Here is a 12,131-nt window from a genome sequence, read left to right as displayed (position 1 = left end):
CATAGCGAGTTGGAACCACCTGATCCCATCCCGAACTCAGAAGTGAAACGACTTAGCGCCGATGATAGTGTGGGGGCTCCCATGTGAAAGTAGGTCACTGTCAGGCTTTTAATTTAAGAGACCCCATCCAATCGCTGGATGGGGTCTTTTTTTTGCCTGTTCGGCAGGCAAAGCGTGCCGGCCTTTTTACTTTTATTTGTAGGAATATTCTGATTTTCATGTCAGTTAGTGCTGTCGTTGTTGCTGAATACAGCGGTTTTTATGCTCTCAATTTCAACGTGACCTCTTCATTCTGTTGCCATTTATTTTAATAATATTTTTTATGTGGTGTTTTCGGTGTGCTTACAGCCGATAAAGCGCCATTGTATTTGGCCGCAACCTTGTTATGTTTAATGTCGGAAGAGGCGATACAAGGGAGTTTTCAAGGAAGAACCATAAGGATATACAGAGGGATGAACGTTGCACTAGGAGGTGCTACGGACAGGATGTCCGGTTTGGAGTGGTAGTTGTACTAAAGGTGACCGCATGGTCGCCTTTTTTTATGCCTGCTCGATACTCTTGTGATGGTATCAAGCAGAGGTAGAGTGAAGTCTATGGGTTATGAAACGGTCAAGGACGATGCACTATCGCCTTTGCGTGTTCCGTTGCTGTCTACATCAAAAGCAACATCGAGTACCCAGTGTAAGTTGTTCTCAATGGCCTAGTGCACCAAACCGCGTGCTCGATTTTACTGGGGTTGTTTGTGTTGAGACTGCTGAAAAAATAGCGCACCTCCTTTCTTCTGCCTATTGGCGTGTGGGCCTTCTATGCTCGAAAGGCGATGGAGTATAGAATCTTCTGTAGGCTTTTAAGCCCGATTATCCTGTCTTTCAGGCGAATTACATATACATACTGGTTGTGTTGCTTTACGGTGAGGTAATTTCTTTGAAAACATAGCTCGGATATTTCCTGTGTAATCAATAGGTAAGTGAAATTGTGTGCAATTTAGGAATTACTTGGGATAGATATAAAGGTGCTTTATGCTCATTCATGACTTTTTGATCCAGTCTGTGGCTAGTTTCCCTGAAAAAGAGGCCGTGATCGAAACCGGCCGACGGGTAACGTATGCCGAGTTGTTGAGGGATGCTTTAATTGTTGCGAGCTGGCTGTATCGCAAGGGCGTGGTTTTGGGTGACAGGGTAATTATCCTGGAAGATAAGCCCGTTAACTACATTACTTACTATTTTGGTGTATTGATAGCCGGTGGTGTTGTTGTTGCGATGAATAGCCAAACGTCTGTTGATGCTGTCGCCTATCAAGTGAAAAATTGCGGTGCATCATGTGTATTATCTGACGTGCCTTTTATTAAGTATTTTAAGCCACTGTTAAAGGGCACCACCACCTTGAAAGGCTTGCTATTAAGTTGCCACGATAAAGAGGTGTTGGGAGAGCTGTCGATTCAGTGCGATAGCTTTGAGGAGTTGTCAGAGAATAATGAAAATCCTGTTGTATTAGATATATCGATCCAACCATCTGATTTAGCTCAAATTATTTACACGTCTGGTACGACTGGTGACCCTAACGGGGTGATGCTGAGCCACGCTAATTTAGTGGAAAATACCCGGTCAATTGTTGAGTATCTGCAGTTGACCGAACGTGATAAGGCGATGGCAGTGCTGCCATTTTTTTACTCCTATGGTAACTCTCTACTACTGACTCATTTTTGTGTGGGTGGTTCTCTGGTGGTTAATCAAAGCTTTATCTACCCAAATGTAATTTTGAAAATGATGAAAGAGGAGCAAGTGACGGGCTTTTCTGGTGTGCCATCAACCTTTGCTATTTTCATCAACCGTTCAGCAATAAGGCAGTATGAATTTCCATCCCTTCGTTATATTTGCCAGGCTGGAGGTGCAATGGCGCCGGCTCTGGCCAAAGAGGTGAAGAGTATTTTGCCGAATACGGATGTCTATATTATGTACGGTCAGACAGAAGCATCTGCACGGCTCTCTTACCTTGATCCCGCAGACTTCTTTCGCAAAGCCGGTTCTATTGGCAAGGCGATCCCCGGTGTTGAACTAAAGGTGTTGAAAGATGATGGAACACCGGTGGCAGTCGGTGAGGTGGGCGAGATTGTCGCGGCAGGAAAAAACATTATGAGTGGGTATTGGAATAATCCTGATAAAACATCCGTTGTGCTGCGCGATGGCCTCTTATGGACCGGAGACTTGGCGAAAATAGACGAGGAGGGTTTTCTTTATATTGTTAGCCGCAAAAGTGACATGATTAAAAGTGGTGCCCATCGCATTGGTCCCAAGGAGATTGAAGAGGTTATTCATGAGTTACCGGGTGTGCATGAGGTTGCGGTCATTGGGATGCCAGATTCTATTTTGGGAGAGAGTATACTCGCATGCATTGTTTTGGCAGATCAGGGGGGCTGCTCTGATCGAGAGGTTAAGCGTTATTGCCGTGAAAAATTGCCACCCTATAAGCTGCCTAAAGAGGTCATTTTTGTAGACGAACTACCCAAAACGGCGAGTGGCAAAATACGTAAAAAGGTATTGAAGGAGCAGTTGCTCGCAGCGTCTCAGCAGAGTAGCTGACTACTCCACAGAGTGAGGTTCGGCTAAATAGCGCTGGCTGCGCATTTCATGTAGCCGGCTAATTGTGCGCTGAAAAGGGAAGGCGAGCCGCTCGCCCAGATAGAGGCTCTCGGGCTCTTGGTCAGCACTGACTAGCAGCTTGACGCGATGATCATACAGCGCATCGATAAGGTCAATGAAGCGCTTGGCAACACCATCATTTTCCACGTGAATACGCGGAATATCACTAATGATCACCGTATGAAAACAACGTGCAACCTCTAGGTAATCACTCGCTGAGCGAGGTGTTTGGCATATCTGCGGGAAGCGAAACCAGGCCACTCCGCCCGCTATCTTATGAGTAATTATCTCTCGACCATTAATCTGCAGTGGCCGTTGCGTGGCTGTTCCGCTAATCAGTGTGTTGAATTGTTGTTTCAATAATGCTTCAGTGCTCTCTTCTATTGGGCAGTGATAGGTTCCATCTTTTTCCAGAAGGTTAAGGCGGTAGTCAGATGTGCCGTTCATCTCAATAGATTCCGTGTGTTGTTGTAACAGGGTGATGGCAGGTAGGAACCGCTCCCGTTGCAAGCCATTTTGATAGAGCTTTGAAAGGGGGATGTTCGAGGTGGTTACCAGCGTTACACCATTTTCGAACAGAGCCTGTAGCAGGCCGGCCAGCAGCATGGCATCGGCAATATCTGAAACATGGAATTCATCCAGTACCAGTAGGCGAAACTGTTTGGCAAGGTTTTTGGCAACAATTTTTAGGGGGTCAGGGGTTTTGGGCAACCCTTGGAGCTCTGCATGTACCTGTTGCATAAAGCGGTGGAAATGGACGCGCCGCTTGTCATTAAATGGCAGGCAATTATAAAAAAGATCGGTAACAAAGGTCTTGCCCCGGCCAACACCACCCCACAGATAAATCCCGACTATGGGGTTCAGTGGCCGGCCCAGTAAACGTTGTAGCAGAGAAGGCTCGTGCGGCGCGAGCAGGCGCTGGTAGAGGTCATCCAAGCGAACAACCGCTTGTTGCTGAATCGCATCGGTATGCAGCCCTTTTTTCTGGCACGCTTGCAGGTAGTGCTGTAGTGGCGACACAATATACCCATTGTTGAGCGAAGCCGCGATAGGCAGAAAAACTACTTCGCTAATATTTTTGAAATGTCGTCTCATTGCCGAGGGACGGCTAACTAAGCCCCTTGTAGTGATCCTCCATGACAACATTCATAGAAATAACAATCAACCGTAATTTCCCTAATCCCCAGATAGAAACGCGAGATGATGTGTAAAGTGGACCCCATAGTCAAGACAAAAACCACCCGAGTTTAAGTTGTACTTTCCACTTCACACACAGCTGCACGGTGCTGTCCCGGTTCTGTCATTGCCTCTGGTTCGGCTTCCTTCCTGCCAAATAGGCCAATGGCTGCGTTGGGTCAGGAAAAGGATGCTACTTTTACGGTGCGTCTTGGTAGTAGATATCAACGCGGGCAATGTAGTTTACTTGGGCGGTAATTTTTGAAAAGCGTTGATTTACTGTGGTGCCATCTTGGATATTTGCCAATATTTTTAATGGTAGGGTGACTTCAATCACTATTTCGCCATTAATATAGTGCAGTAAAATGCGTTTTATATGTGTGGCTTCCGGCTCGTTTTCCCAGGCTTTTCGCAGTATTTTTTCAACCTCATCTCGCAGGGGTAATGTTGTGTTCGGGCGTGTGTGTTCATCATCTTCAGGGTCTATGTGAACCATCACATCATTGATCTCATCAAACTGGCTGATAAGGGTGGTGCGAACCACTTCGCTGATCTGGTGCCCCTCTGAAACAGTGAGGTGGGGTTCTACCTGAATATGTACATCGACCAGTGCATCGCCACCCATACGGCGTGTTCTGAGCATGTGCAGGCTGCAAACGCTGCTGATGTTGGTAATGCATTTTTCAATTGCTTTTACCTGCTCTTGGTCCAGTGCGGCATCGGTGAGTTCCTGGGTGCTTTGCCAAACTAGATCGGCGCCTACCTTGGCAATCATAATGGCAACCGCAATGGCAGCAATGGCATCGAGGTAGTTGAGGCCGAGCATGGCGCCGCTGATGCCGATGATGACAAAAACAGAAGAGATGGCATCGGTGCGACTGTGCCAGGCGTTGGCATGAAGCATCCGCGAGCGCAGTCGTTTAGCGGCGTGTGCGGTATATTGATAGATCGCCTCTTTAAGGATTACCGAGAGGGCAGCAATGGAGAGTGCAAGCCAGCCGGGTGTCAGTAGTGATGTGGGTTCAAATAACCGCAGGGTGGCATCCCAGGCGATACCGATAGCGACTAATATAAGGGTGCCACCAAGGATGATGGTGGCGATGGTTTCAAAGCGGCCGTGGCCGTATGGGTGGCCTTGGTCTGCCTCTTTGCTGGCATGTTTGGCGGCGTAGATAACCATGACGTCGGTCATAAGGTCTGATAGGGAGTGAATGCCATCCGCAATGAGTGCCTGGGATTGACCCAGCCAACCAAATAATAGCTTTAAAATGGCCAGCAGTAGGTCAATCGCCGATCCGATGAGGGTGACTTTTCGAATCTCCCGGTAACGCAGGTCATGTTGGCTGGAGGATTTATTAGACTGGTTGCTCTGCCCCATGAATTACGCTTTGCCTATTTCGATGGTGATGGTCAATTCGTTTGCTTCATCATCCTGCTTTATGTCAATGACTTTGTGGCCATTGATGCGACTCCAGGTTGGAATATCTGATTCCGCGCCGGGGTCAGTGCAGGTGATAGATAGTGTGTCGCCTGGGTTGAGTTTTTTGGCGGCATTTTGGGTGCGAATGACCGGCAGCGGGCAGAGCAGACGGCGTGCGTCAAGTGTGTGTTGGCTCATATGTACCATGCCTCGGGAATCTCTTCATCGCGCAGCGGTGTTACGGTCAGTGGTCTTTCTGTTCCGTCACGTAGCTGTAGGCAGACCGTGACAGCATCGCTGTTTTTATCTTTACTGAAACGCGCCACCAGGCGGGCAGCAAGCTCTATATCATCAGCTTGCATCTCACCATCAATGAGTACCAGCGGCCCAGGGCAGCTGACGGTGGTGAAGTGGTCGAACTGTTTTCGGTAGCCATCCATAAAGCGGTTTTCGCCATCTTCACGGCCAATAATAAGCTTGAAGTGGGGTTTGGGGCGAATGTGGCGGCCCACTTTAAGCAGCATGATGTCATCCATCTCATATTCGCGGCTGTTACGGGCATCCCAAAGGTCGACCAGCTTTTTGGAGTAGGACTCATCGGTGAGGAAGCAGCACCCTCCAGCGGGCTGGGCGTAATCTTTAAAGCCAAACTGGCTGGCCAGTGCTATCTGTGGTTTACGGCTGCGGCCATTAAAGTCATACATGCCATCGCGTGAGATCCACCCTTCTCGCTCCGGCAAGGTTTCGGGTAGATTTTTTGCGCAGAGTGGGCGCACCAGTATATCGGCAGCGCCTGACTCTCGACTGACTATGTTCATGGTGTCACGGCGTTGTGACATGGGGCGTTGGCCGACCACTTCACCGGTGATGATGAAGTCAAAATTGTTCTCTTTTGCCCACTCCCGTGCTTTGCTGACCATAAAACATTTGCAGTCTAGGCAGGGGTTCATGTTGGCGCCATAGCCATGCTTTGGGTTGATCAGCACCTCTTTGTACTCATCAATGACATCGATAATATGTAGTTTTATCCCCAGTTGTTCAGCTGACCACAATGCGTTGTTGCGTTTGGGTTTTGCTTTATCTTTTTTGCGGATGGCGTGGGTATGCCCTTCGACACAAAAGCCGGTATAAAAATTGATTCCCTCCACATGGATGCCTTGTTCCAGCATCACTTTAGCGGCGAGAAGCGAGTCGAGGCCGCCAGAGATGAGTGCGACCGCTTTACGTTGTTTTGTCATGGGATAGTGTGTGATCTTTTCGAGGGTTATTAGTTTAGCCTAAATGGCCTGTTTTTTCTTGCTGCCAATTTTAGGTTCTTTACCGGCCAGAAGGTTGCGAATATTGCTGCGATGTCGCCATAACAGCAGTGCGGACATGATGACGGTGATTACGGTGGTGATGTGGTCGCCGATAAAGAGCCAGGCATAGAGCGGGGCCAATACTGATGCGGTGAGCGCAGAGAGGGATGAGAGCCGGAAGGTGAATGCCATGATCAGCCAAGTGGCCAGAATGGAGAGGCCTACCATCCAGTTCATGGCGACCAGTACACCAAAAGCGGTTGCGACCCCTTTGCCCCCTTTGAATTTGAAGAATAACGGGTAGAGGTGGCCAATAAAAGCGGCGAAAGCGACCACCGCGACTACGGCGTGATCCATACCGATGATGAGTGCAATCAGCACCGGGATGACCCCTTTTAGAATATCGAAAAAGAGTACAGTTGCCGCGAGTTTTTTTCCACCAAAACGCAGCACATTGGTGGCGCCGGGGTTACCAGATCCCTGTTTGCGAGGATCAGATAGAGACAGCGCCTTGCATAGAATAATGGCGGAGTTTAGAGAGCCGAATAGGTAGGCGATCAGAATTAACAGGTAATCCATAGTAGGTGAACTTTGCTAGTTGTCTGTTGTAAAGGTGGGTATTATGGGGGATAAACCGAATTATTAATACCACCCCGTGTTGTCATACTGGGTGTTCTTAACAACACAAAAGCAGGTGCCAATGGACATTATCTATATTCGTGACCTTAAAATCGACACGGTAATTGGGGTTTTTGATTGGGAGCGCCAGATTACTCAGACCATCAGCTTTGATGTTGATATGGCAACGGATATTCGTAAAGCAGCCGCCAGTGATGAGTTGAGAGATACTTTGGATTACAAGGCAGTCTCAAAACGCTTGATTGAGTTTGTGAGTAGCAGTGATTTTCAGTTGGTTGAGACGCTGGCTGAGCGTATTTGTGAAATTATTATGGTTGAATTTAAGGTGCCTTGGGTGCGTTTGCGGTTGAATAAGAGGGGCGCGCTGCGGGGGGCGAACGATGTGGGGGTACTGATTGAGCGCGGAACCAAGGGGTGATGACCACGGTTTTTATCAGTGTTGGCTCCAATATTGAGCGTGAGAAGAACATCCATCGGGGCGTTGATGCGCTGCGCGTGGCTTATGGTGAGCTTAGCCTCTCTTCGGTCTACCAAAGCCGAGCCGTTGGCTTTGAAGGGGATGATTTTTATAACTTGGTATTGAGCTTTGAGAGTGATCAGTCGGTTGCGTCGGTTGCCACGACGTTGCGAGAGATCGAGACCCGCTATGGTCGGGTACGCAGCAGTACCAAATTTAGTTCACGCACTTTAGATCTGGATATTTTGCTGTTTGGTCAAGAGGATTATCGCGCACAGGGGCTGGATATTCCCCGGGCAGAGATTGCTAAGTACGCTCACGTGTTACAGCCATTGGCAGAGTTGGTACCTGAGCAGTGCCACCCCCTTTGTGGAGAGCGTTATCAGCAGCTCTGGACTCAATTTGAAGTGCCCGCACACACCTTGTGGCGGGTACCCTTCGATTGGGGTTAAATGCCGCCCCAAGAGTCGCTGCGACGCGGCTTTAGACGAGGTATAATCAGGCCGAGGATGATGCCAAGAAACAGCACTACGGCACCCACCGCAAACCATTGGCGCGCTTCACTATCTTCCAGTGCACGGTTTTTCTCTTCGGTAATACGCAGACGGTTTCTCAGCTCTACCGCCTCATTGGTCAGTCGGCTGTTTTCACTCTCCAGCTGAAGTGGCCGGGCGGCAACCTTTTCTAGGGTCTCTAGTTTTTGGTGCGCTGTTTCAAGCTGCTCACTCAGTACAGCGCGCTCTTTCGTTATACTCTCTTTCTTATCGCTGACTTCAGCGTGGCGCTGTTGCAGCGTTTGATACTGCTCTTTGAGCGTGGCCAGCTCACGCTGTACCTGACCAAGCAGCTGTCGTGCGACCGGTTTGCTCACCAGATATTGATTGAGCACCCAACCCTCTACACCTTTGTCGGTGCGTACCAAGCTAAATTTACCATCCTCACTCTGTTGCAAAATCGTAAGCTGAGTGCCTGATCCTAGGTTTTTTTCGATTTTAAACTGCGAGCCGGGGCCGCTGCGTAGTGTGATCAGCAGGTAATCATTAACATATTTAACCACCTCGGCGGCAACGGTTCCGGTAGTGAAAAATAGCAGCAACAGGGTAAAAATAAGCTGTTTCATGGGGCGTTTTTACCTTTATTCTTAAATTAGGTAACAAAATATGGTTTTGATTATGCCACTATTGCCCCAACGCTTGCTAGCTCTTGGGGTGATCAGGCTAACTGTTTAAGGAGCGGCCACCATCTACGGTGAGTATGTGACCCGTAGTGTAGGGGGCGTTGCGAGCTAAAAATAGCACAGCCTCTGCAATATTATTGGCCTCTCCCTGACGCTGGAGAAAGGTGCGTGAAATGATGCGCTGCCGAGTCTCATCATCCATGTTGTGATCCGGCCATAGAATAGCACCAGGAGCCACGCCATTGACGCGAATTTCCGGGCCTAGTTCACAAGCGAGGGATTTTGTCATCATCACCAGCCCTGCTTTAGCAATTGAGTAGACTGGGTGGTTTTTGAGTGGGCGCTCGGCGTGGATATCGACAATATTCACAATGGATCCCTGATGCTTTTTAAGATGGGGTGCCGCAGCCTGTGAGAGGAAAAAGGGTGTTTTGAGGTTTGAACTCACCAACTCATCCCAGATCGCTTCGGTAACATTGGCGACTTTAGTCGGGTAAAAGCTGGAGGCGTTGTTGACCAGTAGATCCAATCGCCCCCACTGTTGTTGCGACTTTTCGATGAGTGGCTGCCAGCTTTCCGCATGGTGCAGATCAGCTTGCAATGTGATCGCTGAGTGAGGTCGCATGGCATTGAGGTCATGGCAGAGGCATTGAGCCTCCTCGTGGGAGTGGCGATAGTGCAGCACCACATTCATGCCTGATTGATGAAGGTTTTTTGTGATCGAGGCACCTATTCGGTGGGCGGCGCCCGTGATAATTGCAACCTTACGCACCGCCTGCGGTGTGGTATCCTTCGCCATCGTTAGCCCCCTGTTTCTCATTTAATTTTAATCTTAACGCGTTTTCAGAGCGAATGAACGGAATGAAACAACTTCGTGAAGTGGCAGCACAGTGCAGCCAACTACCCGTCCCCGATGCCTTTGCCCAGGCCCATAGTCGAGCACTGTTCGAAGTGATTGCCGATGAAATTGAAGCCGAAGGCGGTAGTATAAGCTTTGCCCGTTTCATGGCGCTAGCACTGTATGCGCCGGGTCTCGGTTATTATGCTGCGGGGGCACAAAAGTTTGGTGAAGCGGGTGACTTCGTGACGGCTCCAGAAATTTCACCCCTCTTTTCACACTGCTTGGCTCATCAGGCGGCACAGGTTTTGCGGGCGCTGGGCGGTGGCGATATTCTTGAGTATGGTGCCGGCAGTGGTGTGATGGCATTAGAAATTCTGCGTGAGCTGGCACGAATCGATTGCCTGCCAGACCACTATTATATTATGGAGTTGAGCGCGGATTTGCGTCAGCGCCAACACCAGCGGCTGCGTGAAGATGCGCCGCAGCTGTTAGAGCGGGTGGTCTGGCTGGATGCGCTGCCCGAGGTGCCGATTAACGGCGTGGTCTTTGCCAATGAGGTGTTGGATGCGATGCCGATAAACCTGTTTGAGGTACAAGAAGGGGTGCTTCAAGAGGTTAACGTGATGCTGGGTGAGCAAGGGCTTACTTACGCTTTAGATGAGGTTGGCGAGTCTCTTGCGAGTGCGGCGACTTTGGTCGAGCTGGCGAAACAGCGACCTGATGGTTACCGTTCGGAGTATAACGCCGCGGTGGGGCCATGGTTGCAGTCGATGGCCGGTTCACTGGGAAAGGCTGCTGTGTTTTTGATCGATTACGGCTATCCGCAACATGAGTTTTACCATCCACAACGCAGTGGTGGCAGCTTGATGTGCCACTACCGGCATCGCAGCCATGCTGATCCACTGATTCTGCTCGGCTTGCAGGATATTACTGCCCATGTTGATTTTACTCAGGTTGCTGAAGAGGCGTGCCGTGCCAGCTTTGATGTGAGTGGTTTCACCTCCCAAGCTTACTTTTTGATGTCGCTGGGTCTCACCGAGAGGTTGGCGGATAATGACCCGGACGATATAAAGCAGCAGATGTTGATTGCTCAGCAGGTGAAAAAACTGACGATGCCAAATGAGATGGGAGAGCTGTTTAAGGTGATTGCCCTGCAAAAGGGGTTAGGGTTGCCGCTGCAAGGGTTTATGATGAATGACCAGCGGAGCCGGCTCTAGACTTTATGTATTAACTCGCCACCAGCTTAATTATCCATAATATGGATTGTTGGCGAGTAAATACATAAAGTCCGATGGTATTAGACAGTCATTATTCCAGAAAAAAAGACTTCTGGAATAATGAGTTGCGAGTTAATACATATCAGGAGGCTGTCGGGCTTAGGGTGAATCTACTGCGGAAAAGCCATTCAGGCCCATTTCTCCGATCATTTTCGTTGAATATGCTCAATATTCGCCTCAAACGATCAAAAAAATGGACTCAAAATGGCTTTCCCTCGCTACAATCACCTAAGCCCGACAGCCTCCTAGTGCATCAATCATCTTACTATTGCCTAGCCAGCGATTCTGTGGCATTTCGCATCAAGGCATAGCTCGCAGGTAATATAAGAGGGTTGATATACGAGGTCAGTGGCTCGCTTGGTGGATATGCTGAGTCGTTACAAAAATTTAAGATATTAGGGTTTAGGTTATGGACTTATTACAGGCGTTTTGGTTGGCGGTGATTCAAGGTGTGACGGAGTTTTTGCCCATCTCCAGCTCTGCACACCTTATTTTATTGCCCACTATTTTCGACTGGCCAGACCAGGGGCTGGCTTTCGATGTGGCAGTGCATGTGGGGGCATTATGTGCGGTGATCGTCTACTTTCGTCAGGAGCTGCGGGTGCTGATCCGCGACTGGACACTCTCGGTGGCAAAGCGTAAGACCGTAGGCGATAGCCGCCTTGCCTGGGCGGTGGCGGTGGGTACCATTCCCGCAGGGTTAATCGGCTTTTTTCTCAATGATTTAATCGAGCTCTATCTGCGCTCGCCGATTATTATCGCCTGGGCCACCATCGGCTTTGGCCTGCTGCTGTGGGCGGCTGACCATTTTGCTAAAGGGCGTAAAACTGAATATGAGCTGAGCTGGGGTGGGGTTGTGTTTATCGGCTTTGCTCAAGCACTGGCGCTGATTCCTGGCACTTCACGCTCTGGAATTACCATGACGGCGGGCTTAATGTTGGGTATGACGCGGGTCGCCTCGGCGCGCTTCTCTTTTCTGCTCTCAATTCCGTTAATTATGGCCGCCGGGGGGTTGAAGGGAAAAGAGCTGCTGGAGAGTGCGCTGCCAGTGGATTGGAACGCCATTGCCCTGGGTGTGCTCTTCTCGGCATTAACCGCTTATCTTTGTATCCACTTTTTTCTGCAACTGGTGGAGCGCGTGGGGATGCTGCCGTTTGTTATTTACCGGCTGGTGTTGGGCGTAATACTGTTGTGGATGTTTAGCTAA

General features: G+C 49.4%; 12 protein-coding genes and 1 rRNA gene. 6 read left to right on the top strand and 7 right to left on the bottom strand.

The genetic code is table 11. The features are described 5' to 3' along the window. Both rrf and L3J94_05050 read left to right on the top strand, forming a co-directional pair. Positions 1-106: ribosomal RNA gene (gene rrf, locus L3J94_05055) — 5S ribosomal RNA — on the top strand; the annotation flags it as partial. A 913-nt stretch (positions 107-1,019) separates the two neighbouring features. After that, on the top strand, positions 1,020-2,579 hold the full coding sequence (locus tag L3J94_05050) for an acyl--CoA ligase (GenBank protein MCF6218122.1): 1,560 nt from the start codon (positions 1,020-1,022) through the stop codon (positions 2,577-2,579). Here the strand turns inward: L3J94_05050 and L3J94_05045 are convergent, their stop codons facing one another. From L3J94_05045 to plsY, 5 genes are all read right to left on the bottom strand, one after another. Continuing rightward, the gene (locus tag L3J94_05045; GenBank protein MCF6218121.1) at positions 2,580-3,734 is read right to left on the bottom strand and encodes an AFG1 family ATPase; all 1,155 of its coding nucleotides are present in this window, start codon (positions 3,732-3,734) and stop codon (positions 2,580-2,582) included. A 280-nt stretch (positions 3,735-4,014) separates the two neighbouring features. Further along, positions 4,015-5,193 (bottom strand): cation diffusion facilitator family transporter, encoded by a 1,179-nt coding sequence (locus L3J94_05040; GenBank protein ID MCF6218120.1) that lies wholly within the window; start codon positions 5,191-5,193, stop codon positions 4,015-4,017. A 3-nt stretch (positions 5,194-5,196) separates the two neighbouring features. Continuing rightward, complete coding sequence (locus L3J94_05035) at positions 5,197-5,433, bottom strand: sulfurtransferase TusA family protein (protein ID MCF6218119.1); 237 nt, start codon at positions 5,431-5,433, stop codon at positions 5,197-5,199. After that, entirely contained in the window at positions 5,430-6,473 is a 1,044-nt protein-coding gene (locus tag L3J94_05030) for a tRNA (5-methylaminomethyl-2-thiouridylate)-methyltransferase (GenBank protein ID MCF6218118.1), read from the bottom strand. Before L3J94_05030 ends, L3J94_05035 begins: the two co-directional genes overlap by 4 nt. Positions 6,474-6,512: 39 nt before the next feature. Continuing rightward, positions 6,513-7,112 carry a glycerol-3-phosphate 1-O-acyltransferase PlsY gene (plsY, locus tag L3J94_05025; protein MCF6218117.1) on the bottom strand — a complete coding sequence of 200 codons (600 nt, stop codon included), beginning with the start codon at positions 7,110-7,112 and terminating at the stop codon, positions 6,513-6,515. A 121-nt stretch (positions 7,113-7,233) separates the two neighbouring features. Between plsY and folB the strand changes: the two genes are divergently transcribed. Both folB and folK read left to right on the top strand, forming a co-directional pair. Further along, entirely contained in the window at positions 7,234-7,590 is a 357-nt protein-coding gene (gene folB / locus L3J94_05020) for a dihydroneopterin aldolase (protein MCF6218116.1), read from the top strand. Continuing rightward, on the top strand, positions 7,590-8,081 hold the full coding sequence (folK, locus tag L3J94_05015) for a 2-amino-4-hydroxy-6-hydroxymethyldihydropteridine diphosphokinase (protein ID MCF6218115.1): 492 nt from the start codon (positions 7,590-7,592) through the stop codon (positions 8,079-8,081). Before folB ends, folK begins: the two co-directional genes overlap by 1 nt. Here folK and L3J94_05010 read toward each other — a convergent pair. Together L3J94_05010 and L3J94_05005 are read right to left on the bottom strand one after the other, a co-directional pair. Next, on the bottom strand, positions 8,078-8,749 hold the full coding sequence (locus L3J94_05010) for a TIGR04211 family SH3 domain-containing protein (GenBank protein ID MCF6218114.1): 672 nt from the start codon (positions 8,747-8,749) through the stop codon (positions 8,078-8,080). The genes folK and L3J94_05010 overlap by 4 nt on opposite strands. 97 nt (positions 8,750-8,846) lie before the next feature. Next, entirely contained in the window at positions 8,847-9,605 is a 759-nt protein-coding gene (locus L3J94_05005; GenBank protein ID MCF6218113.1) for a pteridine reductase, read from the bottom strand. Positions 9,606-9,667: 62 nt separating this feature from the next. Here L3J94_05005 and L3J94_05000 point away from each other — a divergent pair, with 62 nt between their 5' ends. Together L3J94_05000 and L3J94_04995 are read left to right on the top strand one after the other, a co-directional pair. Further along, the gene (locus L3J94_05000; GenBank protein ID MCF6218112.1) at positions 9,668-10,864 is read left to right on the top strand and encodes an SAM-dependent methyltransferase; all 1,197 of its coding nucleotides are present in this window, start codon (positions 9,668-9,670) and stop codon (positions 10,862-10,864) included. A gap of 469 nt (positions 10,865-11,333) precedes the next feature. Then, complete coding sequence (locus L3J94_04995) at positions 11,334-12,131, top strand: undecaprenyl-diphosphate phosphatase (GenBank protein ID MCF6218111.1); 798 nt, start codon at positions 11,334-11,336, stop codon at positions 12,129-12,131.

This window comes from Gammaproteobacteria bacterium, assembly GCA_021647245.1.
GTDB lineage: Bacteria > Pseudomonadota > Gammaproteobacteria > RBG-16-57-12 > RBG-16-57-12 > JAFLJP01.
The sequence above is the reverse complement of the archived record's forward strand: the minus strand, read 5'-3'. Positions and strand labels throughout refer to the sequence as shown.

Bases quoted from the DNA above. Each gene is read 5' to 3' on its own strand.
- L3J94_05035 (MCF6218119.1), bottom strand. From the start codon at position 5,433: ATGAGCCAACACACACTTGACGCACGCCGTCTGCTCTGCCCGCTGCCG.
- folK (MCF6218115.1), top strand. From the start codon at position 7,590: ATGACCACGGTTTTTATCAGTGTTGGCTCCAATATTGAGCGTGAGAAG.
- L3J94_05010 (MCF6218114.1), bottom strand. From the start codon at position 8,749: ATGAAACAGCTTATTTTTACCCTGTTGCTGCTATTTTTCACTACCGGA.
- L3J94_05005 (MCF6218113.1), bottom strand. From the start codon at position 9,605: ATGGCGAAGGATACCACACCGCAGGCGGTGCGTAAGGTTGCAATTATC.
- L3J94_05050 (MCF6218122.1), top strand. From the start codon at position 1,020: ATGCTCATTCATGACTTTTTGATCCAGTCTGTGGCTAGTTTCCCTGAA.
- L3J94_05040 (MCF6218120.1), bottom strand. From the start codon at position 5,193: ATGGGGCAGAGCAACCAGTCTAATAAATCCTCCAGCCAACATGACCTG.
- folB (MCF6218116.1), top strand. From the start codon at position 7,234: ATGGACATTATCTATATTCGTGACCTTAAAATCGACACGGTAATTGGG.
- L3J94_05030 (MCF6218118.1), bottom strand. From the start codon at position 6,473: ATGACAAAACAACGTAAAGCGGTCGCACTCATCTCTGGCGGCCTCGAC.
- L3J94_05000 (MCF6218112.1), top strand. From the start codon at position 9,668: ATGAAACAACTTCGTGAAGTGGCAGCACAGTGCAGCCAACTACCCGTC.
- L3J94_04995 (MCF6218111.1), top strand. From the start codon at position 11,334: ATGGACTTATTACAGGCGTTTTGGTTGGCGGTGATTCAAGGTGTGACG.
- L3J94_05045 (MCF6218121.1), bottom strand. From the start codon at position 3,734: ATGAGACGACATTTCAAAAATATTAGCGAAGTAGTTTTTCTGCCTATC.
- plsY (MCF6218117.1), bottom strand. From the start codon at position 7,112: ATGGATTACCTGTTAATTCTGATCGCCTACCTATTCGGCTCTCTAAAC.